The organism is Desulfoluna sp. CYM3A (assembly GCF_056829965.1).
This window is the reverse complement of sequence record NZ_CP186556.1, coordinates 3,616,121-3,638,088: the sequence shown is the minus strand read 5'-3', so window position 1 is coordinate 3,638,088 and position 21,968 is coordinate 3,616,121. Positions and strand designations below refer to the sequence as shown.

20 protein-coding genes and 1 pseudogene are annotated in these 21,968 nt (G+C 62.9%); 1 reads left to right on the top strand and 20 read right to left on the bottom strand.

Features of this window, described 5'->3' with window-relative positions:
- Positions 1-13: 13 nt before the first annotated feature.
- The 16 genes from ACOYW1_RS18505 to ACOYW1_RS18430 form a co-directional block, all read right to left on the bottom strand.
- Positions 14-541 carry a hypothetical protein gene (locus ACOYW1_RS18505; protein WP_482419228.1) on the bottom strand — a complete coding sequence of 176 codons (528 nt, stop codon included), beginning with the start codon at positions 539-541 and terminating at the stop codon, positions 14-16.
- Complete coding sequence (locus ACOYW1_RS18500; protein ID WP_482419227.1) at positions 529-2,040, bottom strand: hypothetical protein; 1,512 nt, start codon at positions 2,038-2,040, stop codon at positions 529-531. Before ACOYW1_RS18500 ends, ACOYW1_RS18505 begins: the two co-directional genes overlap by 13 nt.
- Complete coding sequence (locus ACOYW1_RS18495) at positions 2,037-2,867, bottom strand: hypothetical protein (RefSeq protein ID WP_482419226.1); 831 nt, start codon at positions 2,865-2,867, stop codon at positions 2,037-2,039. The genes ACOYW1_RS18500 and ACOYW1_RS18495 overlap by 4 nt, the downstream gene beginning before the upstream one ends.
- A complete protein-coding gene (locus ACOYW1_RS18490) occupies positions 2,867-4,441 on the bottom strand; it encodes a baseplate J/gp47 family protein (RefSeq protein WP_482419225.1) in 1,575 nt (524 codons plus the stop codon). The genes ACOYW1_RS18495 and ACOYW1_RS18490 overlap by 1 nt, the downstream gene beginning before the upstream one ends.
- A 285-nt stretch (positions 4,442-4,726) precedes the next feature.
- Positions 4,727-5,092, bottom strand: a complete 366-nt coding sequence (locus ACOYW1_RS18485; protein ID WP_482419224.1) for a GPW/gp25 family protein — start codon at positions 5,090-5,092, stop codon at positions 4,727-4,729.
- A complete protein-coding gene (locus ACOYW1_RS18480) occupies positions 5,089-5,487 on the bottom strand; it encodes a hypothetical protein (RefSeq protein ID WP_482419223.1) in 399 nt (132 codons plus the stop codon). Before ACOYW1_RS18480 ends, ACOYW1_RS18485 begins: the two co-directional genes overlap by 4 nt.
- A gap of 413 nt (positions 5,488-5,900) precedes the next feature.
- Positions 5,901-6,665: a phage baseplate assembly protein V gene (locus ACOYW1_RS18475; RefSeq protein ID WP_482419222.1), complete on the bottom strand. Its 765-nt coding sequence runs from the start codon at positions 6,663-6,665 to the stop codon at positions 5,901-5,903.
- 13 nt (positions 6,666-6,678) lie between these two features.
- On the bottom strand, positions 6,679-7,785 hold the full coding sequence (locus tag ACOYW1_RS18470; protein ID WP_482419221.1) for a phage late control D family protein: 1,107 nt from the start codon (positions 7,783-7,785) through the stop codon (positions 6,679-6,681).
- Between the two features lie 45 nt (positions 7,786-7,830).
- On the bottom strand, positions 7,831-8,382 hold the full coding sequence (locus ACOYW1_RS18465) for a hypothetical protein (RefSeq protein WP_482419220.1): 552 nt from the start codon (positions 8,380-8,382) through the stop codon (positions 7,831-7,833).
- A 3-nt stretch (positions 8,383-8,385) separates the two neighbouring features.
- Positions 8,386-9,093 carry a CIS tube protein gene (locus ACOYW1_RS18460; RefSeq protein WP_482419219.1) on the bottom strand — a complete coding sequence of 236 codons (708 nt, stop codon included), beginning with the start codon at positions 9,091-9,093 and terminating at the stop codon, positions 8,386-8,388.
- A complete protein-coding gene (locus tag ACOYW1_RS18455) occupies positions 9,090-11,120 on the bottom strand; it encodes an AAA family ATPase (RefSeq protein ID WP_482419218.1) in 2,031 nt (676 codons plus the stop codon). The genes ACOYW1_RS18460 and ACOYW1_RS18455 overlap by 4 nt, the downstream gene beginning before the upstream one ends.
- A 183-nt stretch (positions 11,121-11,303) precedes the next feature.
- Positions 11,304-12,143: a Pvc16 family protein gene (locus ACOYW1_RS18450; RefSeq protein WP_482419217.1), complete on the bottom strand. Its 840-nt coding sequence runs from the start codon at positions 12,141-12,143 to the stop codon at positions 11,304-11,306.
- 12 nt (positions 12,144-12,155) lie between these two features.
- Complete coding sequence (locus tag ACOYW1_RS18445) at positions 12,156-12,398, bottom strand: hypothetical protein (RefSeq protein ID WP_482419216.1); 243 nt, start codon at positions 12,396-12,398, stop codon at positions 12,156-12,158.
- A 917-nt stretch (positions 12,399-13,315) separates the two neighbouring features.
- Entirely contained in the window at positions 13,316-14,200 is an 885-nt protein-coding gene (locus tag ACOYW1_RS18440; RefSeq protein WP_482419215.1) for a T4 family baseplate hub assembly chaperone, read from the bottom strand.
- 6 nt (positions 14,201-14,206) lie between these two features.
- Positions 14,207-14,707 carry a phage tail protein gene (locus ACOYW1_RS18435; RefSeq protein WP_180143868.1) on the bottom strand — a complete coding sequence of 167 codons (501 nt, stop codon included), beginning with the start codon at positions 14,705-14,707 and terminating at the stop codon, positions 14,207-14,209.
- On the bottom strand, positions 14,689-16,674 hold the full coding sequence (locus ACOYW1_RS18430) for a phage tail sheath subtilisin-like domain-containing protein (protein ID WP_482419214.1): 1,986 nt from the start codon (positions 16,672-16,674) through the stop codon (positions 14,689-14,691). The genes ACOYW1_RS18435 and ACOYW1_RS18430 overlap by 19 nt, the downstream gene beginning before the upstream one ends.
- A 758-nt stretch (positions 16,675-17,432) precedes the next feature.
- Here ACOYW1_RS18430 and ACOYW1_RS18425 point away from each other — a divergent pair.
- Positions 17,433-18,524 (top strand): endonuclease/exonuclease/phosphatase family protein, encoded by a 1,092-nt coding sequence (locus ACOYW1_RS18425; protein WP_482419213.1) that lies wholly within the window; start codon positions 17,433-17,435, stop codon positions 18,522-18,524.
- A 96-nt stretch (positions 18,525-18,620) separates the two neighbouring features.
- Here the strand turns inward: ACOYW1_RS18425 and ACOYW1_RS18420 are convergent, their stop codons facing one another.
- The 4 genes and pseudogenes from ACOYW1_RS18420 to ACOYW1_RS18405 all read right to left on the bottom strand — a co-directional run bounded on the left by ACOYW1_RS18420 (position 18,621) and on the right by ACOYW1_RS18405 (position 21,752).
- On the bottom strand, positions 18,621-19,439 hold the full coding sequence (locus tag ACOYW1_RS18420) for a crotonase/enoyl-CoA hydratase family protein (protein WP_482419212.1): 819 nt from the start codon (positions 19,437-19,439) through the stop codon (positions 18,621-18,623).
- Positions 19,440-19,737: 298 nt separating this feature from the next.
- Positions 19,738-20,823, bottom strand: a complete 1,086-nt coding sequence (locus ACOYW1_RS18415; RefSeq protein WP_482423759.1) for an NAD(P)/FAD-dependent oxidoreductase — start codon at positions 20,821-20,823, stop codon at positions 19,738-19,740.
- Positions 20,812-21,162, bottom strand: a pseudogene (locus ACOYW1_RS18410) (oxidoreductase); the annotation flags it as partial. The gene ACOYW1_RS18415 and the pseudogene ACOYW1_RS18410, both read right to left, overlap by 12 nt.
- On the bottom strand, positions 21,069-21,752 hold the full coding sequence (locus ACOYW1_RS18405) for an oxidoreductase (protein ID WP_482419211.1): 684 nt from the start codon (positions 21,750-21,752) through the stop codon (positions 21,069-21,071). The gene ACOYW1_RS18405 and the pseudogene ACOYW1_RS18410, both read right to left, overlap by 94 nt.
- Positions 21,753-21,968: the final 216 nt, after the last annotated feature.

Below are 21,968 nucleotides of genomic sequence, written 5' to 3'. Positions count from 1 at the left end.
GCTCGCATCCTCGTTAGAAGTGTAATCGGATCTTTCGAATCAGCGTCGCTGATGCGTCTTTGTGGATGACCGGGTGCCGGATGGAGTTGATCATGAAGTACGTCCCGTCAAAGGTCCCGAACAGGCCGAACTCGCGCAGGGGGCACGTGCCCTCCGGAGTCCCGGGGGCCGGGTACCCCGGTTCCAGGATGGCGGTAATCTGCAACCGGCTGGTGGGTGTGGCCACCTCGTTGTTGTCCTCGTCCAGATAGATCAGGTTCAGGGCGTTCAGGGGCATGGGGTGAGGACAGGGGGCAATGAGGTCCGTTGCCGACGGATCGGGTGCCGGGGGACCGTCCTGGTCCCATGAGGCCCGGCCCGTGCCGAAGGCGAGATGGTGGATGCCCCCCGAGGCGTCGCCCTTCATGAACCCGGCCAGGAGAACCCGGCACTGCCGGGCGATGGTGTTGGAGGACCAGCCGCTGTCCGAGAGGACGCGGCCCTGGCCGTCCTTGAGAATATCGCGGTAGATACCCTTGAGTTGACCGCCTAATTGTTCCATGGATCGTCATCTCCTGTGAGGCCGGTGTGCCAGGTCCTGATGTGGATGTTTTCCTTGGGGGGCGAGGTCTTGACGCTTCCGCCACCGGGGGCTTTAGGGCCCCAGGATCGCAGCCTGCGCCATTGGGGGATTCTGTCGGTATGGTGATCCGTGACCCCCGGAAGGTGCTCCCGGTTCACCGTGGTCAGGCTGGCCTCGGTGCCGTCGTCGATGACACGGGGCGTTTCTGCCGTGGGGTCGTCGTAGGTGTAGATGTGTTCCGCGTACACCGCCGGTTCGATGATGAAGACATGGCGTGCCTGGATGGGGAGAAACCGGTGGATCACCCCGTTCAGGAGGTTGCGGTTTGTCAGGATGTGCTCGGGGTCTTCCCGGTCCGGGGTGAGGTAGATGCCCAGGGTCTCCCGGGAGTACCAGGTGGTGTCGTCCATCCTGCCGTTCTTCCCGGTGTCGCAGGTGTAGGTCTGAAAATCTTCGAAGCTTCCGTGCCGTGCGTTTTTTGCCGTGTGTCCGGCCACGGCCGCCACGCTGCCGCAACAGCGCAGGTCCCGGGTTTCCGTGGCCCTGTAGACAGAACTCTTGTGCTTCAGGGGCTTGCAGGCCCGGTACAGGACCGTCAGGGTGCCTGAAAGGTCCAGGGGGCAGGGAAACCGTTCCGTATAAGGGGAGGCGGGGGGGCCTTCGGATTCCACCCAGCTGCCGGTGTCCCCATGGAATGTTGCCTGTCGGACGGAGCGGTCGCCTCCATGGTCCGAGCTGAAAAAGAGGTGGAGGCGCCCTGTGTCGTCCACCAAAGGGGCGGGGTCGGACTCCCCGATGCGGTGCGGGGCGCAGGGTTTGCAGAGAACAGGGCCCCAGTCCGAGGTGTCATGGGGATCCATGCTTTCCTTGAACCGGTACATGACGCGCCATTGTTTTGGGGTATCTCCCGGGCCGTGCACTCGTTCAGCCCAGAAAAACCCTAAGCGCGGGCCGGTGTCCCCGGGGAGGCAACAGGCCGTGGGGGGATGTGCCAAAGGCGCCGGTGAGGAGGGCATACCTGGCATAACGGCGGTGGGGCCCGGTTGCCATGCATGTCCGTCATGCAGGGTGTATCGGGTTTGCCATCTTTGGCGATGCTCCTCCTGCCAGAAGAGCCAGAGCCTGGTGCCGTCGGATACGGCCACGGGGTGCCTGCGCTGGCTGCGGGTGTCCGTGAACACCTCGGTATCGGACCAGCGACCATTGCAAAGCCTGCGGAAGCAGATTCGCCATGTGCCTGAAGGGGTGTCCAGGGAACTCCAGAAGAGCCACAGGGTGTCCCCCTGGCTTGCCGTTGAAGGGTCCCTATCTAAACTGGAGCCGCTGCTTAAAGGGAGGCTCGCCCCCCAGCCTGTTTCCGAGTCGTGGCGCTTTCCCCAGATATGGCAGTGGTTTTTCCTGATTACATGGGAGAAGACCCAGGTGGCGTGGTCTTCATGCGTGGCGGACACGGGCCTGCCGTCAAAGGCGGCGTTCACGGAAAAAGGGGCCTTCCCCTGCCGCCATCTGCCGAGGCATCGCGCTCGGTGTACCAGAGCATGAGTTGCTCCGGGGTGTTGGACAAAAAGATGTTGTGGACAAACTCCTTGGTGCGGCTCTCCCAGCCGGTGAGCCGTTTTACCGTGGCTTCCACCGTGGGAACCAGCCCCACGGTCTTGTAGAGGTGGGGGGCGCTCCTCACCTCGTTGCGCTGGGTGTCGAGTTCCTGGCGGTAGTCGGGTTGCCAGCCGATCCACCGAGCCAGCAGGGGCAAGAGGTTGCCGTCGATCCTGTCCCGGTTGTGAAGGGCCAGGCTGGCCCTGGCGTGGCTGTGGAGCTGGTCGAGGACGCTGCCCGGAAGTTCCAGAAAGCGCCGAAGCTGCCCGGCATTTTCAAGGGCTGTCGGCACACCTGCCGAGGCATCGGGTACGGTGGTGTCGTAGCGGTGGGTGATCCTCGGGAGGAGGTCGTACATCATCTGGGCCGAGCCAAAGGGCGAGGTGGCCATGGCGTGGCAGCGGTTACCGGGGGCCTCGGCATATCGGACCGGAGAGCCCCCAAAGGGAAAGAGGCTGTAGTAGTGAACGGTTTCCCCTTTTAAGGGGGCGTCGGTAAATGCGTGCCGGAGTTTTTCGCCCTGAACCGGTTGGGCACCGGGGGCAGGGCCGTCAAAGACCACTTCCCCGTCATCGGGGGCCACAGGGTAGGTACCGGTGCGGCGCACGATGCGGACACCGGCATGGCCGGACGGATCCGGGTTGGTCCAGGTGAGGCGGATGCCGTTGCCCTCGGCGGTGGCTTCGCCATGGAGGTCTTCAAGGCGCATCAGCGGCTCCCGTCCACCCGGAGACGCATGCCGTGGGCGTAGTCGGCGTTGCCGTCAGGCACTACGGGGATCTCGTGGTCTTCAAGGATGAGCTTGCCCGAGGGCGCCACCGTGCCGGGCGCTTCGCCTTCCCGGCGGAACTCGTCGATGCTCACAAAGGCCACCCCTTCCACGGCCTCCATGGCCTCGTAGAACTTGCTGAGGTAGAGGGTCTGGCCGAAGTCCACCCGGGGCAGGGCCAGGAGCGCCCCTGCGGCGGCAAGGGTTTTATCCCTGACCTCTTCACGGGGGTAATGGCTTTCGACCCCGATCTCGGCAGAGATCCAGACGGGGACATAGGTGACATCTTCAATGCGAATCAGGGTGGTCACGGGCCGCTTGTCTTCGAAATAGGCCAGGAGGCTCTCTTCCAGTACATCGCTTACCCGGCCTCCGCCCTCCGGGGCCACGTGGAGGGTGACCCGGTTCCAGCTGTCGGCCACGGCCTTGACCTTGGCCACTCCCTTGAGGTTCAGGGCCAGGGCCTTGTAATCCTCTTCGGTGACGGCCCGCTTCAGGGAGCGGAAGACCGAAGGCGCGTGCATAACGGCATGCTCGATGCTCTCCCGGTCCGCGCCGCCTGTGGCTGCCTCACTTTGAATGACGATGACCACGTTGATCCGGGCAGCGTGGAGATGCCGGATGGCTCCAGCGGGTACGTTGCCCATGATGCCGCCGCCAACACGGTAGGTTGCCGTGATCTCGGCCCCGCTCTCGGGCACGGCCCCGAAGGCCCCGTCCCCAAAGAGAATGGTGGCCCGGTCCCGGTCATCGATTTCGATGACATAGTCCTTCTGGTTGTTCCGGCTAAAGGCAAGGCTCTCCTGGAGGGTCCATTCGGTGACGGCGTCCCCCAGGCGGGTGGTGACGAGGATGTCCCGGTGTCGCTTGCCGGAGGTCCCGGCCGCACGGAGGATCAGGCCGGTGCGGCCCAGGGGGAATCGCTGGTTCCGTCCCCCGTCGGAGAGGCCCAGGTGCTCCTCTTTCACAAGCCTGCCCTCTTCCACGGGGACCCCGCCCGTGCCGGTGACCGGGTCTTTTCGGTGGTGTTTCCGCTGGGTGGACGGGTCCACAGCCAGGGCGGCGCAGTCGATGACAAGGGGCGTGTCCCGGGTGTATTCGAAGCGGACGCTGGGGGCGCCGCTGTCGCTGGCCGTGGTAAAGGCGTGGCCCTTTTCTATGGAAATGACGGCCCGGCAGCTCGCCGGAAAGGAGAGTTCCAGGGTGCAGGAGGCCGGGGAAGCCGTTGCCAGGCTGTACCCGATGAGCTTCAGGTGGTCGATGACGCTTCGGCGGGTGCGGGCCGTGGAGAGAAAACTCTCGGTGGCCACCCGGTCCTGGTAGTAGCTGAGGATGTCCCCCATGTGGGCAAAGAGCTCTAAAAGGACGTTGCCGAAATCCGCCTCAGACTCACCCGGACGCCATTCGGGCAACCTGGACGAGACAAGCTCCTGCATGGCCCGCAGAAGGGAGTCGTAGTCCCGGGCCATGTAATCCACCACCTGGTGTTGTCCTGTGACCTTTATCTCTGCCATGTTATTTCCCGAATTTTTTTTTGAAAGCGATCCGCCGGAGTTCTCCCTTTTAAAGTCAAGCAAATCACCAATGCCCTTCATCAGGCTTTCAGGAGAATGGAATGGGTCTCTCCTGAAAAGTCGATTGCCATATGCCACACCCCACGCGAATGCCCCGAAAACCTTTGCATGATGTCGGCCGGTCCACGGCATTCGTAATGCCTGTTTGTCAAACTTTTTAAAAGTTTGGCCCCCGGCAGGGCCGCCGGAGGCTGTTTCGGGCTGAATTGTTACTCGTTTTTTTTACTATTTAAAATGAACGCGCACGGCCTGGCGGGTCTGGTCCTGCTTTTGGGTGTAGGCCACCTCGATGGTGACGGTTTCGTCCTGGTGGGAGACGTTGACGCCCTCCACGGTGATCTCATCGCCCATCCACCGCATGAGGGCGTGGCCGATGGTGAACTCCACGGCCGCGGCCAGCACCGGGTTGTTGCCTTCGAAGACGAGGTTGAAGAGCCCGCAGCCGAATTCGGGCAGGCGAACCCGCTCGCCGGGGGCCGTGAAGAGGACCTGGATGATCTTTCCCCGGATGGCTTCGTCCCCTCCTGTGGCGGTGAGGCCACCGGCCTTGGTGACGGAAAAGGGAAACCCAAAGGCGGTGCGGACGGTCATGCGAGGCGTCCTTTAAGGGCTGTGGGGGGATCCGGGAGCTCACCCGGCTGGGGGAGGGCAGCCAGGTCGGCCTTGAGCTGAAGGTTTGCTGGCGTGTCTGCGGCCCATTGGTCCACGGCCTCAGCCACCCCTTTCTGCCACTGGGCCAGTGCCTGCAGCCAGCGGTGGGTCTGGTCCACCCACTCCCAGAACGGAGGATCCTCCTGGGAGGATGAAATCGCGTCGGTGTGGGCGGTGACAATGCGGTAGACCGCCTCGGCCAGGGCCCCCATGTTCTCACGAACCGCGGGCTCGTCCATGTTCTTGCCCAGGCTCTCGTCTTCCCGCTCCAGGCGGGCGCGCATGGCGTTGATGAATTCGGTTGTGGCAATCTCATGGTTGGGCCCAAGCCCCATGGCACTCTCCTTAAAACATAGAAAAACGTGAATGACCTGGTTTAAACAAGCCTCCGGCGGCCCTGCCGGGGGCTAAACTTTTAAAAAGTTTAACAAACAGGTTTAAAAAAACAGATTCAGGTCAATTGACATCAAAGGCACATATGATTTCCCCCGAGGAATCCGCCTGCGCCCGTTTCGGCCTGTCACCAGTCAACCAGCGTTACCGGAGGCGCGACAACGTATCCTGTGACGTCGAAGCTTGTGAGGCAGCCCGCACAGAGCATCAACGTTTATGTCGGGCGTAGCCCGAGCCGAAGGCCATTGCGCTTTGCCCTGAGGAACGAAGGGCACAGCGCAATGGCAATATGCTTTCGAGGTGGCTCACCTCGCCGCCGGAGGCCTGCTTTTTAACCGGCTCGCTACGATGCGCTTCAAGCAAACACCTGGGTGTTGCTGGTGACGCCCATGACCACCGGGGCGCCCAGGTTGCCGATGCCACTGTCCCCGATGCGGATCACGGGGGCCGATGCCGAGCCGAGTCTTACGGCGCTCCCCTTGACTTCCACGGTTCCGGCTCCGGCGTCCACGGACACGCCGGACCGGGTGAGGGTCACCGTTGCCCCTGAGGCGGTGGTGATGCTGATGTCGCCCTCGGCCAGGGTGATGCTGTGGCCTCCTGTGCCGTGGGTGATGGCAATGCCATTGCCGTCCATGGTGAGGACATGGTTGTGCCCGGCCTCCACCAGGGTGACCCGTTCGTCGCCGTCCCGGTCTTCAAACTGAAGGGTATGGCCCTTGGCTGTCTTGATGATTTTGGCCGTGGGCGGGTCCTGTACCTCGCCTTCGTCGGCGCCGTCGGTGCCGACGGGTTTGGGAGCCTCGCTCTCCCCGCCGGGCTTGCTCCAGTAGGTGCCCACCCAGATGGGAAACTCCAGGTTCCCTTCCTCAAACTCCACCCAGACCCCGGCCCCCACCTCCGGCACAAAGAGCAGGCCCTGGTTCGCGTCCCCGCCAAAGGGCACGCAGGCCGTGGCCCACCCTGTGACGGTGTCCGGGCCCAGTACGCTGGGAACCCTGATTTTTAGACGTCCGAGCCCCTCGGGGTCCCGGTTGTCCACCACCAAGCCCCGGTACTTGCCGTAGTGGTGGTGGTCTATCTTGTCCGACAGCACGGAAATCATCTGTTCAAGGGACACGGATCCTCCTTGGCTACAACCCGAAGGGGGCGTCGGAAAAGCTCTCCGATCCTGTGGGTTCCAGGGCATTGCGCGTGGCCGTGAACCGTTGGGTGTAGCCGTCGTCGGTGAAGGTGTGGGTGACGCGGGTGACGGCGTAAAGGCCGCTGAAGGTCTCGCCGATGCCTTTGATGGGCACCGCTTGGCGCGGTTTGAGCACGTGCCCGTAGTGGTTTCCCATGATTTCGCCGTGGCCGGTGACGAACCAGTGGGCCCGGCGGTGGATGGCCTGGGCGAAGAGGTCCATTTCGGGTTGGCCGGTGGTGATCTTCCGGTCCAGGTGCAGGGTGGCCGCCTGGATCCCGGAAGGGGCAAGGGCCGAGGCATCCAGGCGCCCCAGGGACGGGGCGTCGTTGGATTCAATCGTTGTTGAAAGGACCTTTTTGTTCAGGCGGTCCACCTGGGCCATGGAGACGCGGCCAGGGCCCAGGGCGTTTACCGAGAGGGAGAAGCTGCGGACAGTGGTCTCGTCACCAAAGTGGACGGCGAGGACAGGCTGGGGGGCTGCGTTGAGGTTTGGCTTTTTAAAGCAGCCGGTGCCTTCGTCCATGTAGCAGTCGCAGCCGTTACGAAGGGCCAGGCGCCTGAGGAACTGGAGGTCGGTCTCCCGCTGGATGATGGTGGAGACGGCCTCGCCATGGACCACCTCGGTCTCCTCCACGTCTGTATCAAACCCGTGGCTTTCGAAAATCTCCCGGGCAATGTCGCTGTCTTTTTTATCGGGCCAGGCCTTGAGGGCTTCGTCCCTGTCCATGAGGACCGAGGCGTCCATGCCCCGGATCTCCAAAATGCAGGCCGCTGGGTCCGGGTCGAAGATGGGGGCCATGTGGGTGATGTAGCCTCTTAACAGGGGGTCGTCGGCAGAGCCGAACCCGGCCCGGAGGGTGATTGATTTCCAGGGCCTGAGCCTTTCGTCTTCCAGGAGTTCCCAGGTCCCCTGGTGATCGCAGGAGAGGGTCAGCTGCATGGCAAAGGTGTCGGTGAGCCCGGTCTCTTTTTCCACCTCCACCGAGACGAGGTGGGGGTAGAGGTCGTCGGCCTCTTCCCCTTGGATCTCTATGGCAAGGTGCTCGTTTTCCATGTCGGCTTTGTGACCCTTTATGGGTGAACCTGTTGCGGTGGCCCCTTACAGATCCGCAAGGGCAATGGATTTGCCCGTGCGTTCCACGGGTTGGGCCGTTCCCGCAATCCAGCCCGCCTCGGTGACGGCGGCGACCAGCTCATCCGGGCTCGTGGTGAGGCGGTTGTAGCAGATGATCAGGGTGGCTTCCGGGGCGTCTGCTGCTTCTGTGGGAAGGGGCTCCCCGGTTTCGTCCATGAGCACGTCCTCAACCCCGGGAAGGGCGGTGAGCCTGCGGAGCAGGTCGCTTCGTCCGGGGGGGGGCGCTGCGTTGCCGGAGCCCATGGGGATGCGCACCGTGCGAAAGGGGCCGTCGCCCATGAGTTCCAGGGGGGAGAGGAACTCGGGGTTGGCGTCGGCGATGTGCCACCAGAGCTGCGGGGTGCGGTAGCAGGTCCAGGAGAGATGGTCCAGGCGGTCTGCGTCGGTGAGGGTGTGGCGAACGGTGCCGGTGGTGACCGGGGTGAGGCGAAGGGACACGGACGAGAGCTTTCGGCCCCTGGCGTCCGGGACCACCTCTGTCTCCAGATTTTTGTACCTCGAATGCTTGAAAAACATGGATTATCCCGGGATGACCACGTCGGTGATGCTGGCGATGTTGGCCAGGTTCAGGGCGGACATCACCTCTTTCATGGCCTTGGTGTAGGTGAAGACCGGGTTGGGCCCCTCAATGACGGTGAGGGAGACGGAGAGGGTGGCCCGGATTGGGTTGAGGTCGGTGCTGAACTCGGTCTCGGTGATGTTCATGCTGTTGATGTTGACGGGCAGGACCCGTTTTCGTCCCCAGATAAACAGGATCATGGGGGGATTTTCTCCCCGGGTGAACCGGAAGCCCAGGTCCGAGGCAAAGAAGCTCTCTTTTTTTGGGTAGAGCATGAGTTCCAGGGAGGAGAGCTGGGGCATGATCCCGAACTGGCTGGCCAGGGGGGCCCCTTCGTCCATCTTTTCCGTTGCGTCCAGGCGCATCTCAAACTGGATGGTCTCTTCCTGGACCGTTACCTTCTGGTCCCGCTGAAGCTCCAAAAGGTCCGAGTAGGTATCCTGTTGGTGGAACTGCCTCAGGGAGGGACCGGCTGTGGTGGTCCCTCCGGTTGCGGGGTTTCCTGTCACGGGAGACGCGGCTCCGGGGCCGGAGAAGGTGAGGGTTCGGTTCCGTTTCAGGTCCACGGGGTTGAACTGAAAGGGCACGATAAGGGGAGGAATGCTCAGGCCGAACTCCACAAAGGCCCCGCGCAGGATTTTGGGTGTGTTGGGAAAGCCGCCGCTCATTGTTCGGCCTCATCGGTCCAGAGTTTGCCCATCTTTTCAAACTCGCGCCTGACGCCGTGGAGAATGTGGCGTGTGGCGATGGCTTCATATGCTTCGGCTGCCAGAAAAGCGCTGTTCAGGACAATGTTCTTGATGGTGCCCCCGGACACCTCGAACCGGCGGGCCAGGCCCTCAAAATCAAGGGGCTCGGCCAGGGGGGCGCTTTCCGGCACATGGTTTCTCCAGATTTTTTCCCTGAGGCCCGCATCGGGAAAGGGGAACTCCACGATAAAGCGCAGCCTGCGCGTAAAGGCCTCGTCCATGTTGGAACGGAAGTTGGAGGCCAGGATCACCACCCCTTCGTACTCTTCCATTTTCTGGAGGAGGTAGCTCGTTTCGATGTTGGCGTATCTGTCGTGGGCGTCTTTGAGTTCCGTGCGTTTGCCGAAGATGGCATCGGCTTCGTCAAAAAAGAGGATGGCGTGGCTTTTTTCCGCTTCCCGGAAGATGGTGGCCAGGTTCTTTTCGGTTTCTCCGATGTATTTGCTCACAACGCCGGAGAGGTCGATTTTGTACAGGGAGAGCTGAAGGTCCCGGGCGATGACCTGGGCGGCCATGGTTTTTCCCGTGCCCGGAGGGCCGGAGAACAGGACGCTCAGACCTTTGCCGCTGTGCACCCTGGTGTCGAATCCCCAGTCGGAGAACACACGCTCCTTGTGTTTGACCTGGGCGCAGATTTCGTGGAGGAGCGCGGTTTTTTCCTTGGGCAGGACAAGGTCATCCCAGGACGAGCCGGGTTTGACATGGACGGAGAGGGCCGCCAGCCTGTCGCCGGACTGCTGCCTGCATCCGGCAAAGAGGTCGGGCAGGGTCAGGGGGGCCTCCGGGCTGTTCATGCGGGACTGCATCTCGGCAAACCGGGCGGCATCCCGGATCTGCCCCGGGGGCAGGGTGAACCACCGGGCAAGAAGGGCGGACCACGGACCTCGGTTTTCAGGGGCATTTTCCTCAAGGGCTCGCTGCCAGGCCGTTTCCCGCAGGGGCACGGGGGGGATGGGCAGGGCCAGGGACGCAAAGGGGAGGCCTTCAAGGGCTGCTTCGCGGGTCCAGGGGGCTTCCCCTGCCATAAAAACAGGCGATGCGAATTCGGTGATCCGCTGGGCGATTTTTTTTATAAAGGGCAGGGCCTCGTCCGAGGAGAGGAGGGCCTGCACGTTGTCCAGAAGCAGAAGGGCCCCGGTGAGGAGGCCTTCTCGAAAAGCCAGCCACATGAGGTGGTCTGATTCCGGGGTGGCTGGGGCCACAAGGGAGAGATCGACGCGGAGCATGGGGCAGCCCAGCTCCCGGCAGACGGATCGGGCAAGGTGTCTCTTTTCGGCCCCCTTTGGGCCGTGGAGGTAGAGGACAGACGGGGTACCCGCCTGCCTGCCCATGAGGTGGAGGGCCCGGGTCTTGACGTGGGGCGGGACCAGCACGCGATCTATAGGGTCTCCCTGCTCTTCGATTCGGGCAAATGCGTTGATGCGGGGATCCGGGGCGTTGTGGCCCAGGAGAAAACCGGTGATGCGGCGGTCGACCCGGAGGAAGGTGGCCAGGTCGCTGGCGCCCGAGGGGCTGTGGGGGTCTTCCATCGGTTGCAGGATGCCCCGCTGCAGGAGACGGGACTCCCGGGAGACGATGGCCCTTAAGCTCCATTTCTGGGCCGGGGTGCGGCAGAGCAGGGAGAGGATCAGGTCCATGCTGGGCCGCTTGCGGGTGATGTCGTCCTGGAGGTAGGCGTAGAGGGTGTCGTATTTTCGGTCCAGCTCCGGGGCCAGGCAGATCATCACCGCCTGCACCTCAATGGGGGAGAGGTCGTAGAGCCCGGCAAGGAGGGGCAGTGCCAGCGGGATGTTCCGGTCAAGGCTCGCCGACACCTTTCGGGCGATCTCCTGCCCCATTTTTTCCAGCTGGTCCGATACCTCGGAGAGGTCGGGGGCGCTCTCCGAAGGGACGCTTTCTTCTGCGAGGAGTCGGTCCACGTGGGTGTCGGAGATGTAAAGGCCCATGCTTGACTGGGCATCTTCCGGGTCTTTGAAGGCTTCATGGCCGTGCCTCAGGGTGAGGACCCATCGCGGTCAAAATCCCACGTTGTCGTTCATCTGCCAGGTGGTCGGCGTTTCTGGCGTAACCCGTGTCCTCCGGGCGAGGTGATGATGCTGTCCCTGACATGGGGGCGGCCCCTTGGATGATCACGCCGTCACCTCGAAAAAGAGGGTTTTCCGGCAGAGATGGGAGATGTCGATGCGCATCTCGTAGAAACCGGGGGCCGGTCCGCCGGAATGGTGACCGGAAAGGCGTCGGAGGCCAGAGAGCGTGCCGGAGTCGATGGCCCTTCGCATGACCGAGACATAGGCCCTCCAGCCCGTAAGGTGCCTGCCGGTGACCGTGACCACGGTTCCGGCCGGGGCGGCCGCGGGGGTGATGCCCGTGACCTCGGGGGGATGAAAGGGGGCCTTTACTTCGGGGACTCCCACGCGAAGGACGCGCTTGCCCACGGGGCGCTCCCGGGTAGCTGGCATGTCGATCTGTACCACCGAGACCTCATAGGCCACCGAGAGCCGGTAGGGTTGGGCAAAGGTGCTCCAGATGGAGCCCATGGACTCCAGGTCCACAGGCTCCTGCCGGATGGTGATCTGCTCCCGGGCGCTTTCAAGGCCCTGGCTGAGGTAAGGGGCGGGCACCACGGGGTTGGCGTGGAAGACCCGCATGGCTTCCCCCAGGATTTTGTGGGCATGGACGTTGCCGGTCTGGGGATCGGTGAGGGCCTTGGGCGTCATGAGGTAGAAAAGGTGCAGGGACAACGGGGGCGGCACAAGCCGGGCCGGGTCGTCGGCCCGGGGTTGCCAGTCCAGGTTCTTAAGGGACGGGCTCTCTTCCACGCGGTAGAGAAAGAGGTTCACGCGCCTGTCGCTGCCGGGCTCGTCCGGGGCAAGGAGGGTGACCCCGACTTCCGGGGTGAGGGTCATCTCCCCGAGCAACAGGTTGCGCAGGGACTCGCTGACCATGCCTATGGCGGTGGATTTACTCACGGTCCTCCAGGGTTATCGGATCATGTTCAACAGGGCCCGGCGCGTCCCATGGCTTCGCTGCCAGGTGGCTGCCCGGTTGGGGCCCTTTGGTGCCGCAGGCGTCTGTACCATGATGACGCGGGTGACGGGTGGCGGTTCCATGGGGGGCTCTTTCGGGGCCTCTGGGGCCGGAGTGACAGAGGCCTCTTGCCGGGGCGCCGGTGCCGGGGACCCTGGGGCGGTGAGGCCGGGGAAGAGCCGTCGCAGGCGATCCATGGGCGCTTCATCTTCTCCTGAGGGTGTGGCGGGCACCGGGGCGTGAGGGGGAGGGGAAAGTTCCCCGCACGCCCCATGGACCGGTGGCCGGATAGGGCCTTCCGGTGTGCCCGCTGTATCTGTGTGCTGTTTTGCCGGGGGTGCAGAGGCAAGCAGCGAAGCTGGTTCGTGAAACCGGTTTTTTTCTGCGTCTCTTTTTGGACCCGGCGGCTCAGGGGCTGTGTCCGCACAGGGCGTTGTGGATGGGGCCAGTTTTTTGTCCGGCACCGTGGGGACCTCTGTTGTGGGGGCGACATCTCCGGGGCCACGGGGATAGGGCCGGGATTCAGTGTGACGGAGGCGTCGGCGGCCTCGGGCCCGGTGCGGTGGAGCGGGGCGGGCCCTTCATTACATGGGCTTGGCCCTGGGCTGACGGGGCGAGGCCATCTGTGGCGTCCATGTGCGGGAGGGGCTCGTTATGGAAGGCTCCGTCGTCCGGTTGCGGTGTGGCCTCTTTTTGTTCGGGCGTCGCCGTCCGGTGGCGAGTGGTTTGTGTCCTGGGTGCCTCCATGCCCGTCACCGGTGCGGATGGCTCCGGGAAGGTTGAGGGGATTATCGTCTCGAAACCCGCTCCCCAAGGCGGGGAGAGGTGCTCTCTTCACCGTGGGAGGAAGGGTTCGCCCCGAAGGTTTCGTGGGTCTCAATGGGCAATCTGGAAATGCGTGGCGACGTGTTCCAGGGGGGCCGGTGGTCGGCTCGAACCTTCTACGGCCCGGGAGGGCATCTTCGTACCTGAAGGTACCCGGGGGCAGTAAGGCGGCCCTGGGTTGTGGGAAGCGTGGGGTCGGGCAACCCCAGGAGGGCGTGGATCCGGTGGGCCGGTGGCTCAGATTTCTGGGTGTTGGAGCCGAGAAGCGCCCCTTTTCCGGGTGGGCGAATCAGCTTGCATGATGGGCTCGTTCCACGGCCTCGGACAGGATATCGATGTACCTTCGCCGGTCTGTGCGGGTCATGCCGAGTATCTCTTTCTCGCTCCAGTGGTAGTGGTAGGCCAGGTAGTGCACCTCCTGAAAGAGGAGGTCGAGGCGGGTGCCCATCTCTTTGAGAACGAACGCCTGGAGGTCGAAGGCCACGGAGAAGCTCCGTCGGCACTCGGGGCAGAAGGCCTCCATGGTGGTGACCACCTTGGGGGCAAGGCGGTCCATGGCTTCTTCAATACAGGTTTTGGCCTGCTGGGATAGGGCGTCAATCTCATCCCGCTCCGGGGCGTTGCCGTGGGGGGCCATGGTACGAATACAGCGGGTCAGGAGCAGGGTGGCTGCCAGCACCTCGTTTTCCGTTGCCAGGTGGGCGAGGTGCTCCTGATCTTCGCCGTTGGGCAGCCTGAAGGTGACGGTGCGGGAACCATTGGCTTCGGCCGGGAGTTCCAGGGGCATGTAGCGGTGCGCCTGGGGGGCCCGGATTACGGGGACGGTGTCCGTGGTGAACTCAATGTCCAGGCGTTCCCCGCAGTCGGGGCGGGAGCAGCGGGTGGTGACGTGCACCCGGGGGCCGAAGGTGATCTCCCGAAGCTTCAGGAGGAGAAACTGCCGGTCCCCCACCAGGAGGCGGCGGGTGTGTGCGTCTGTGATGTTGTCCAGGGCGCCCATGCGCCGGATGCAGGCGGCGAGAATCCCTGTGACACGGGCGTCCGGCGAGGCATTGTCCTGTTGTGCCAGGGCTTTTTCCTGGGCGCCCGTCAGGGGGCCCAGGATCACCTCCCGGTGGATGCTTCCGTCTTCGTCCACATAGCCGCCGGGCAGCTCACAGGCAACGGTTTCCATGGGGCGTTACGCTTCCGAAGGCTCGGCAACGGAGGTGTCCCGTTCCCACCCTTCGTTTTCCAGCTTGATGGTGCGGATCATCACGGCGTCGCCCCCGGCGTCAAGCTCGGGCAGGGCCTGGTACTCGGAGACCCAGCAGCGATACACCTTGTAGGAGAGCACCTTGGTGCCCTGCATGTTGAAGACGTCGATGACCACGTCCTTGCGGAAATTCTTCAGGGACATGGAGGCGTCCCCCTGGAAGTTGTTGACGAGGTTGGCCCACTCCTCAAAGGTGGTGTCGTGGGTGATGCCAGCCTCCAAGGTGATGCTCTCGTAAGAGGTTTTGCCGGGGAGCTTCCGGCCGGAGCTGGGGTCGCCGCCCTCTCGCCAGTCCGTCACCGCGGTGGTCTTTTTCAAGGGGCTGCACTTGCTGAGGCCTGCGATGTATTTTCCGTCCCATTTTACCTTGAATTTAAAGTTGCGGTACGGATCAAACCGGTGGGTGTTTACAGTGAACTGTGCCATGGGGGATCTCCCGTTGGATAGGTGTCGGAGGTTGAGCTATCGTTGCCCTGCGGCCTGGCTGAGCTTGACCACCACGAACTCCGCGGGCTTGAGGGGGGCAAAGCCCACCAGCACGTTGACCACGCCCCGGTCGATGTCTGGGTGGTGGTTTCGCCGTCACATTTCACAAAGAAGGCCTTGGACGGCGTGGCGCCCTGGAAGGCACCCTGGCGGAAGAGGGTCATCATGAAAGAGTTGATGTTCAGGCGGATCTGGGACCAGAGCTCCTCGTCGTTGGGCTCGAAGACGGTCCACTGGATGCCGTTGTAGATGCTTACCCTGAGCATCATGGACATGCGCCGAACCGGGATGTATCGATACTCCGCATCGGAACTCAGGGTGCGGGCACCCCAGAGAACGATGCCGGAGCCCGGGAACTTTCGGATGACGCAGACACTCTTCTTGTTCTTGTTGAGGTTGCCCTGCTGGGGATCCGTGAGGTCGGCGGCAAGGCCCACGGCGCCGCTGAGCATGGCCTCGGTTCCGGCCGGGGCTTTCCAGACGCCCCGTTTGGCGTCTGTGCGGGAGTAGATGCCCGCCACGTAGCCGGACGGGGGCACGGTGATGGGTTCGGGGCTGAGCCCGGTGGGGTCCAGGGCCTTGAGCCAGGGGAAATAAACGGCGCCAAAGGAGTTGGGGGTGTTGATGGCGTTTCTGTAAGCCATGGCGCCTTCAAGGGTGGTGGTCTCGATATTCATGTCCGCGATGTAAAAGCAGTCGCTTAACGGGCGGTTCCGGCAGTAGGCCATGCCTGCGTCGGCCACGGCCGGTGTGCCGATGCCCGGGATGGCGATGAGGCTGACGTCCAGGACGGTGTCCAGCCAGTTCAGGGCCTTGATGTAGTCGATGTCGTTCAGCGGGAGGGTGCCGTCGGTGCCAGGGCGGATGGCGGTGACTGCACCGGACACGGTGTCGTCCCCCAGGAGGTAGGGGGTATCCGGCCTGGGGCGCATGGCCGAGGACCCCTCCACCTCGATGCCTCCGTTGCGCGTGCCGAGGCGGAGGGCAGCCGAGGCATTGGTGAGGGGAGCGGGGCCGTCGACCACCTCCACCCGGGAGTCCGCCGAGGTGTGGCCGGAGGTGATGCGAATCCGGTCGGTCTGTTCCACGGAGACCGTCACCTGGTAGGCGTCTGCCGGGGTGGAGTCCCTTAAGGGAACCAGGGCCCGCAGGGCAGCCTGCAAGCCCGCGGCAACGGCGGACAGGTCGGTGAGATCGGCTTCTTCCAGGGCCTCGGTGAGGTCCACGGTGCGGTATCCGTCGTTGTGGATGTTGATGCCGATCTGGCGCTGGTTTTCCCCCAGCAGGGTGCCTTCGGCAATGGCACCTCCCTGGCTGTAGCCCGGGATCTGGTTGCTGTTGGCCTCATTAACGACCACCCGGAGCACGCCGGACCGGGCATTCACAGCGGTTTGAACGTAGTGGGGCGAGGCCGGGTTCATGGAGAGGTCTTCGTGGGTTTCGAGCCGTACAGCCGGGCCGTCCGGGATGTCGTTGTCCCGGTAGATGGCGAGGGTGAAGGCATTGAGGGGATCGTCGGAGGCGTCGCTGTCCACGACAACCATGAGCCGGTTTCCCCAGGCCCCCGGGGAGACGGCGGAAAAGGTGAGGCTCTCCTGGGCCGTGGTGCCCCGGTCCTGGACCGTGACTCCGGCTGTATCGGCACCTGCCGCCACCCTGCCCACATAGCACTGGCTCCCTCCGTTGTTGAAGAACTGGTAGACGGCGTGGGCAAGGAAATACCCCTTCATGAAGCCGCCGTAGGTGGCCTGGAATTCGGTGAAGTTAAAGATCTTTTTTACGGACCCGATGGGGCCCTGCTCGGCGACGCCGAAAAAAGCCGCCGTTGAGGTGCCCGCTGTTTCGATGGGCTTGACACCGCTGGACACCTCTTCCATGTAAACACCTGGATACGTCAATACTGCCATGGGATTCCTCCTGAAGTGAAAGCGTAGGGAGCTCGGACAGAGTGGGGGACTGCTGGACCATGCGACGGCTGTGGCCGGGCATAGCTCCGCCTCCTGGGCTACATGCAAGGGAGCCCTGTCAGGCAACGAGGTCGGCTATATGAAAAAAGACCCGTGAAAAGCGCCTTGGTGTGATGGATTGGGGCTTGAGAACGTATGCGGTCAGTGGATTCGTATCGCCCCGTGCGATTCTCCCCGACGGGTGTCGCGGTTTATGAATCATGGGGTTCATGACCGCTGCCATGTGCACAGGCAGGCCGGAATGCGGGCGAGCCCTTTGGTGATGCCATCAATGAGCGATTTTAAGACAAAAAAGAAGTAGGCATGTAAGACGTGTGCAACTTCTCATATGCGAGAAGTGTCTATTGTCTATAGTCGCGGTTAGAGAGGATGTCAAGCGGCATTTGGCGTCAGTGAGTCAAAATTAAGTTGTCGAGTAATCAGCGTTTTTTTGCGCAGGCTTTCCGGGAAGGCCGTTTGGGTAGGAAAGGGCTGAGCCGCCTGGAAGGGGATGTCATGCCGGGGGGAGACGGGGGGCTCTTTTACGATTCGCAGGGGCGATGGGGTTGTCATTGTTTCGCAAGACGTCAATACGAGACGCTGTCTTTTTTTCCGTTTGAAGGGTATGATATGCGGGAGCACGAAAAACCAGAACACAGGCCTGCGGGCGATGCCGGAAGGCCGGATGGCCAACGCCCATGGAGCATGGGGGAGATGCGATGTACGGACTGATGAAATGCCTTGGCATTCTGTGTGCCGGAAGTCTCGGTATGCTTCTCGTGGCCGCTGTCTGGGTGTATCGGGGCGGGGAGCGCTTTGAGGCGGTGGTCTCGGCCAGCCTCACCGCCGGAGAGGGGCCTTCCCTTTCGCCCGGCCAGAGCCTTAAGGTCATGAGCTGGAACGTGCAGTATTTTGCCGGGAAGAACTATGTGTTTTACTATGATCTTCCCGGGTTTTCCGGGCCGGACAAACGTCCGTCACCACAGGATATGGACGCCACCTTTGCCGAAGCGGCCCGTGTGGTGGATGATGAATCCCCGGATATCCTCCTGCTCCAGGAGGTGGACCACGGGGCTTCCCGTACCGACGGACAGGACCAGGCCGCGAGGCTGGAGAGCCTGTTAAAGACCCGTTACCCTTTCAAGGCCGAGGCCTTTTACTGGAAAGCCCGCTTTGTACCCCACCCGAAGATCATGGGGGCTGTGGGCATGAAGCTGGTGATTTTTTCTCGCTACCGCATGGAGGTCCCCGTCCGCATCGCCCTGCCCGGGGCTGGGGGCAATTTTTTCACCGAACGCCTCAACCTCCAGCGGTGCCTGCTGACCACCGAACTTCCGGTTACGGGCGGGGGGCGCCTGGCCCTGATCAATCTTCACCTGGAGGCTTTTCCGGTAACGCCGGACCTCCTTGCCCGCCAGCTTGGTGCCCTGGAGCATGTGATTCATGTGTTCGAGCGGCAGGGTGCCCCCGTCATTTCAGGGGGGGACTTCAACCTGCTTCCCCCGGGCCAGTACGAGACCCTTGACGAGGAGCAGCGGGCCCTGTTCAACCCGGAAGGGGAGATGACGCCCCTGTTCAGCCGGTACACGGTGATTCCCGGCCTTGACGACACCGACCCCGGAGGGGCGTCTCCCCACTACACCCACTTCCCCAACGACCCCGGCGTCTCCGCACCCGACCGGACCCTGGATTACCTGATGTGCTCAAGAGAGCTTGCCGTGACATCGGCCCGGGTCCGGTCCGAAGATACCCTCCATATCTCCGATCATCTTCCCGTGGTGGCGACTCTGACGGTCCCGGAGCAGGACTGACATCGCTTCGCAAGCACTCCGCTGTTTTCCATGTCCCCTGTTGCAGTCCACATAACTCGCAACAGGGGGCTTGGGGTGCCGGTGTGCTGAAACGGATCAGGTGCCGGTGAATTTGGGGGCACGTTTTTCGCCCATGGCGGTCACCGCTTCCATGAGGTCGTTGGAGGGGACGATGTTGCCGCTGATGGCGGCCACGTAGCTCAGGCCTTCGTCGATCTGGGAGGCGATGGCGTTGTTGAGGACGTCCTTGGATGCCTGCACCGCGATGGGGGCGGCTCCCAGGATCTCCTCGGCCAGGGCGCGGGCACCGGCGTACAGGGCGTCGACGTCTTCGAAGACCTCATTGACGAGGCTCACGTCGCGGGCCCTTGAGGCATCGATGAACTTGGCGGTGAAGGCCATCTCCCGGGCAACACCCTGTCCCACGATGAGGGGCAGGCGCTGGAGGACGCCCATGTCCGCCACCATACCCACGGCAGCTTCCCTCAGGGAGAAGGTGGCGTCGGCAGAAGCCAGGCGGATGTCGCAGGCGCAGATGAGGTCCAGGCCACCGCCGATGCACTTGCCCTGCACCGCGGCGATGACGGGCTTGCGGATCCGCTCGATGACGGTGAGGCCGTCCTGCATGAGCTTGAGTTTGCTGAGCAGGGGCCATTTCACGCCCCCTTTCTGCTCGGGGTCGAGGAGCTCGGGGAGCATGCCGATGATCTCAAAGAGGTCGATGCCCGCACAGAAGTCTTTTCCCTTGCCCGCCACGATAATGACCCGGACCTCCGGGTCTTCGTCCAGCTCTTTGAACACCCCCACGCTGTCAACCCAGGCAGGCGGGTTCATGGCGTTTTTCTTGTCCGGCCGGTTGAGCCACACCGTGGCGATGGGGCCCTCTTTTTCCACCAGATAGTAGTCGCTTTGCATTGTACTCTCTCCTTATATGATTCGAGTCCCTGTGGAACTTTTTACCCTTTGCTGAACCGCGATACGGGGTGGTTGAGTTGTTTATGTTGCATACTACATAATGACCTGCCAAGTCAATCTGACTTGTGGTGGCGGTGTTTTAATGTGGGAAAGCTCTAAAATTCGATACTAAATGGGTGTGTGGTGACTGGGTACGGTTATGCAGTGGGGTGGGGAGATATGTTGTAGAGATGCCTTTTTTTGTCGGCCCAGGCAGGTGGGGACGGTGGGGCGTTTTTAAAAACGACCCACCGAAGGCTCAGTTCCCGGCATCCAGTTGAAGGGCGGCAAGGAACCCGCCGTGGATGGCGTGGTTGAATTTTCCGGGTGCCAGGCCGTCTCCAATGACGGTGAAGGGGACGCCGAGGCCGGGCAGGGCGGACGAAAGGGTGGTCACGGACCGGGAGCCCGTGGCCAGGATGACGGTGTCGAAATTTTCAGTCTGCTCGGCTTTGCCGTCGTCCCAGCAGATTTGATCGTCTGACAGCCTGGTCACGGTGGCACTGGTGATGAGGCGAACCCCGTATCGTTTGAGGTTGTCCATCATGATCCACCGGGTGGAGCGGCCCATGTCCCCTCCGGCCCGGGGGGCCATTTCAAAGACCGTGACCCGGTGGTTGCCGGTGAAAAGCCCTTTTCTGAGCCGATCCGGTGGGGCTGCGTCGTGGGCCGCGAGGAAGTGGAACATCTCCGGGGAGAGGGTGCCCTTGACGGCAATGTGCAGAGCGGTTTCAAGGCCCACGGCGCCTCCGCCGACGATGGCGACGGTTTTGCCGAGGGGGCGGTCTTTTTTCAGGACATCCCATGATGAGAGGACTTTTTCGTTTTGGGCTCCGGGGATGGGGGGACGGGTGGGTTCCGCCCCTTCGGCCACGAAGACATGGTCGGGGCACTCCTGCCGGATCAGCTCCGGGGTCACCGGGCAGGAGAGGGTGACGGCGACCTTGTGCCGGGCCAGCATGGCGCGGTAGTAGCGGATGTATTCCAGAAGCTCTTCCTTGTGGGGCGGTGTGGCGGCCAGGCTGATCTGGCCGCCGATGGTGTCCCCAGCCTCAAAGAGATGCACGTGGTGGCCCATCTGTGCGGCGGTGACCGCGGCTTCCAGTCCTGCAGGGCCTGCCCCCGCCACCATCACCTTTTTTGGGGCGGTGGTGGGCCGGACAATGCGCTCGGCTTCGTATCCGGCCCGGGGGTTGCCGATGCAGGTGACGGGCATGCCGCTGAAGATCTCGTCGGTGCAGCCCTGGGAGCAGGCCACACAGGGGCGGATTTCGTCGACGCGTCCTTGAAGGGCCTTGGCGGGCCAGAAGGGGTCGGCGATGAGGACCCGTCCCAAGTTTACCATGTCGCAGTAACCGTCGTTCAAGAGTCGCTCGGCGTCCATGGGGGTGGTGATGCGGTTGGAGGCCATGACGGGAACAGAGACCGCCTTGCGGACCGTGGCGGCCAGGTAGGCGTAGCCGGTGCGGGGCAGCTCCATGGGGAGCTGGGGGACCTTGGACTCATGCCAGCCACCGGTGACGTTGATGAGGTTCACCCCGCTTTTTTCATAGGCCCGGGCAATGGCAGGGGTCACCTCGTCGGTGTTGCTCATTGGGACGAAGTCGTTGCCTGCCATGCGCACGGACAGGGGAAACCCTTCCCCCACGGCCTGCCTGCAGGCGGCGACCACCTCCGTGGGAAACCGGAGCCGGTTTTCAACGCTTCCCCCGTAGTCGTCGGTGCGTTTGTTGGTCTTGGGAGAGGAACTGGGTCGGTGAGGAGGTACCCTGCCGATGCGATGATCTCCACGCCGTCAAAGCCTGCCTTTACGGCCCGTGCCGCCGCGTCTGCAAAGGCCTGTCGCACCGTGTGGATGTCGTCGGGGCTCATCTCCCGGGGGGTGGTCTTGGAGTAAGGGGAGTAGACGGCGGAGGGAGCCATGGGGGCCTCACCGTTGATGAGCAGGGGGTGGGTGTAGGCACCGGCATGGAAGAGCTGGGTCCAGGGGGAACCTCCACGGGCCCGGATGGCATCGGTGACCCGGAGAAAGTCCGGGATGGCTTCGTCCGTGTCCAGGCCGAGGACCGCCAGGCCGGATCCGATGAAGTCCACGCCCACGGGCCCCACGGTGACGATGCCTGCACCGCCCCGGGCGATTTCGGTAAAGTAGTTTACGTACCGGTCGTTTAACTTGCGGTCCCAGCTGTAGAGAAGGCCGAGGGACGGGTAGGCGATGCGGTTTTTAACGGTGAGCGAGTTGATTGCGATGGGCGAGAACAGGGTGTCAAACATCGAGCCTCCTTGGCATGGGATATTCCGTAAGAGAAACCGAACGACGTTCCGTTAACGACGACATGGGTGCCTGGTGGGAAGATTCTCAAACCGGGCGCGTTTTTCGGTAAAATGCGTTTCGGAAAAAACGATGAGTGATGCGTGTGTTCCTGCGATGCACGGGCCGGGGAAACTGATGGACCCGATGAAAACGGTCTCAGCCTATCACGGGTTTTT

Bases quoted from the DNA above. Each gene is read 5' to 3' on its own strand.
- ACOYW1_RS18505 (WP_482419228.1), bottom strand. From the start codon at position 541: ATGGAACAATTAGGCGGTCAACTCAAGGGTATCTACCGCGATATTCTC.
- ACOYW1_RS18495 (WP_482419226.1), bottom strand. From the start codon at position 2,867: ATGCGCCTTGAAGACCTCCATGGCGAAGCCACCGCCGAGGGCAACGGC.
- ACOYW1_RS18490 (WP_482419225.1), bottom strand. From the start codon at position 4,441: ATGGCAGAGATAAAGGTCACAGGACAACACCAGGTGGTGGATTACATG.
- ACOYW1_RS18485 (WP_482419224.1), bottom strand. From the start codon at position 5,092: ATGACCGTCCGCACCGCCTTTGGGTTTCCCTTTTCCGTCACCAAGGCC.
- ACOYW1_RS18480 (WP_482419223.1), bottom strand. From the start codon at position 5,487: ATGGGGCTTGGGCCCAACCATGAGATTGCCACAACCGAATTCATCAAC.
- ACOYW1_RS18470 (WP_482419221.1), bottom strand. From the start codon at position 7,785: ATGGAAAACGAGCACCTTGCCATAGAGATCCAAGGGGAAGAGGCCGAC.
- ACOYW1_RS18465 (WP_482419220.1), bottom strand. From the start codon at position 8,382: ATGTTTTTCAAGCATTCGAGGTACAAAAATCTGGAGACAGAGGTGGTC.
- ACOYW1_RS18460 (WP_482419219.1), bottom strand. From the start codon at position 9,093: ATGAGCGGCGGCTTTCCCAACACACCCAAAATCCTGCGCGGGGCCTTT.
- ACOYW1_RS18455 (WP_482419218.1), bottom strand. From the start codon at position 11,120: ATGGGCCTTTACATCTCCGACACCCACGTGGACCGACTCCTCGCAGAA.
- ACOYW1_RS18445 (WP_482419216.1), bottom strand. From the start codon at position 12,398: ATGGATCGCCTGCGACGGCTCTTCCCCGGCCTCACCGCCCCAGGGTCC.
- ACOYW1_RS18440 (WP_482419215.1), bottom strand. From the start codon at position 14,200: ATGGAAACCGTTGCCTGTGAGCTGCCCGGCGGCTATGTGGACGAAGAC.
- ACOYW1_RS18435 (WP_180143868.1), bottom strand. From the start codon at position 14,707: ATGGCACAGTTCACTGTAAACACCCACCGGTTTGATCCGTACCGCAAC.
- ACOYW1_RS18430 (WP_482419214.1), bottom strand. From the start codon at position 16,674: ATGGCAGTATTGACGTATCCAGGTGTTTACATGGAAGAGGTGTCCAGC.
- ACOYW1_RS18425 (WP_482419213.1), top strand. From the start codon at position 17,433: ATGTACGGACTGATGAAATGCCTTGGCATTCTGTGTGCCGGAAGTCTC.
- ACOYW1_RS18420 (WP_482419212.1), bottom strand. From the start codon at position 19,439: ATGCAAAGCGACTACTATCTGGTGGAAAAAGAGGGCCCCATCGCCACG.
- ACOYW1_RS18415 (WP_482423759.1), bottom strand. From the start codon at position 20,823: ATGGTAAACTTGGGACGGGTCCTCATCGCCGACCCCTTCTGGCCCGCC.
- ACOYW1_RS18405 (WP_482419211.1), bottom strand. From the start codon at position 21,752: ATGTTTGACACCCTGTTCTCGCCCATCGCAATCAACTCGCTCACCGTT.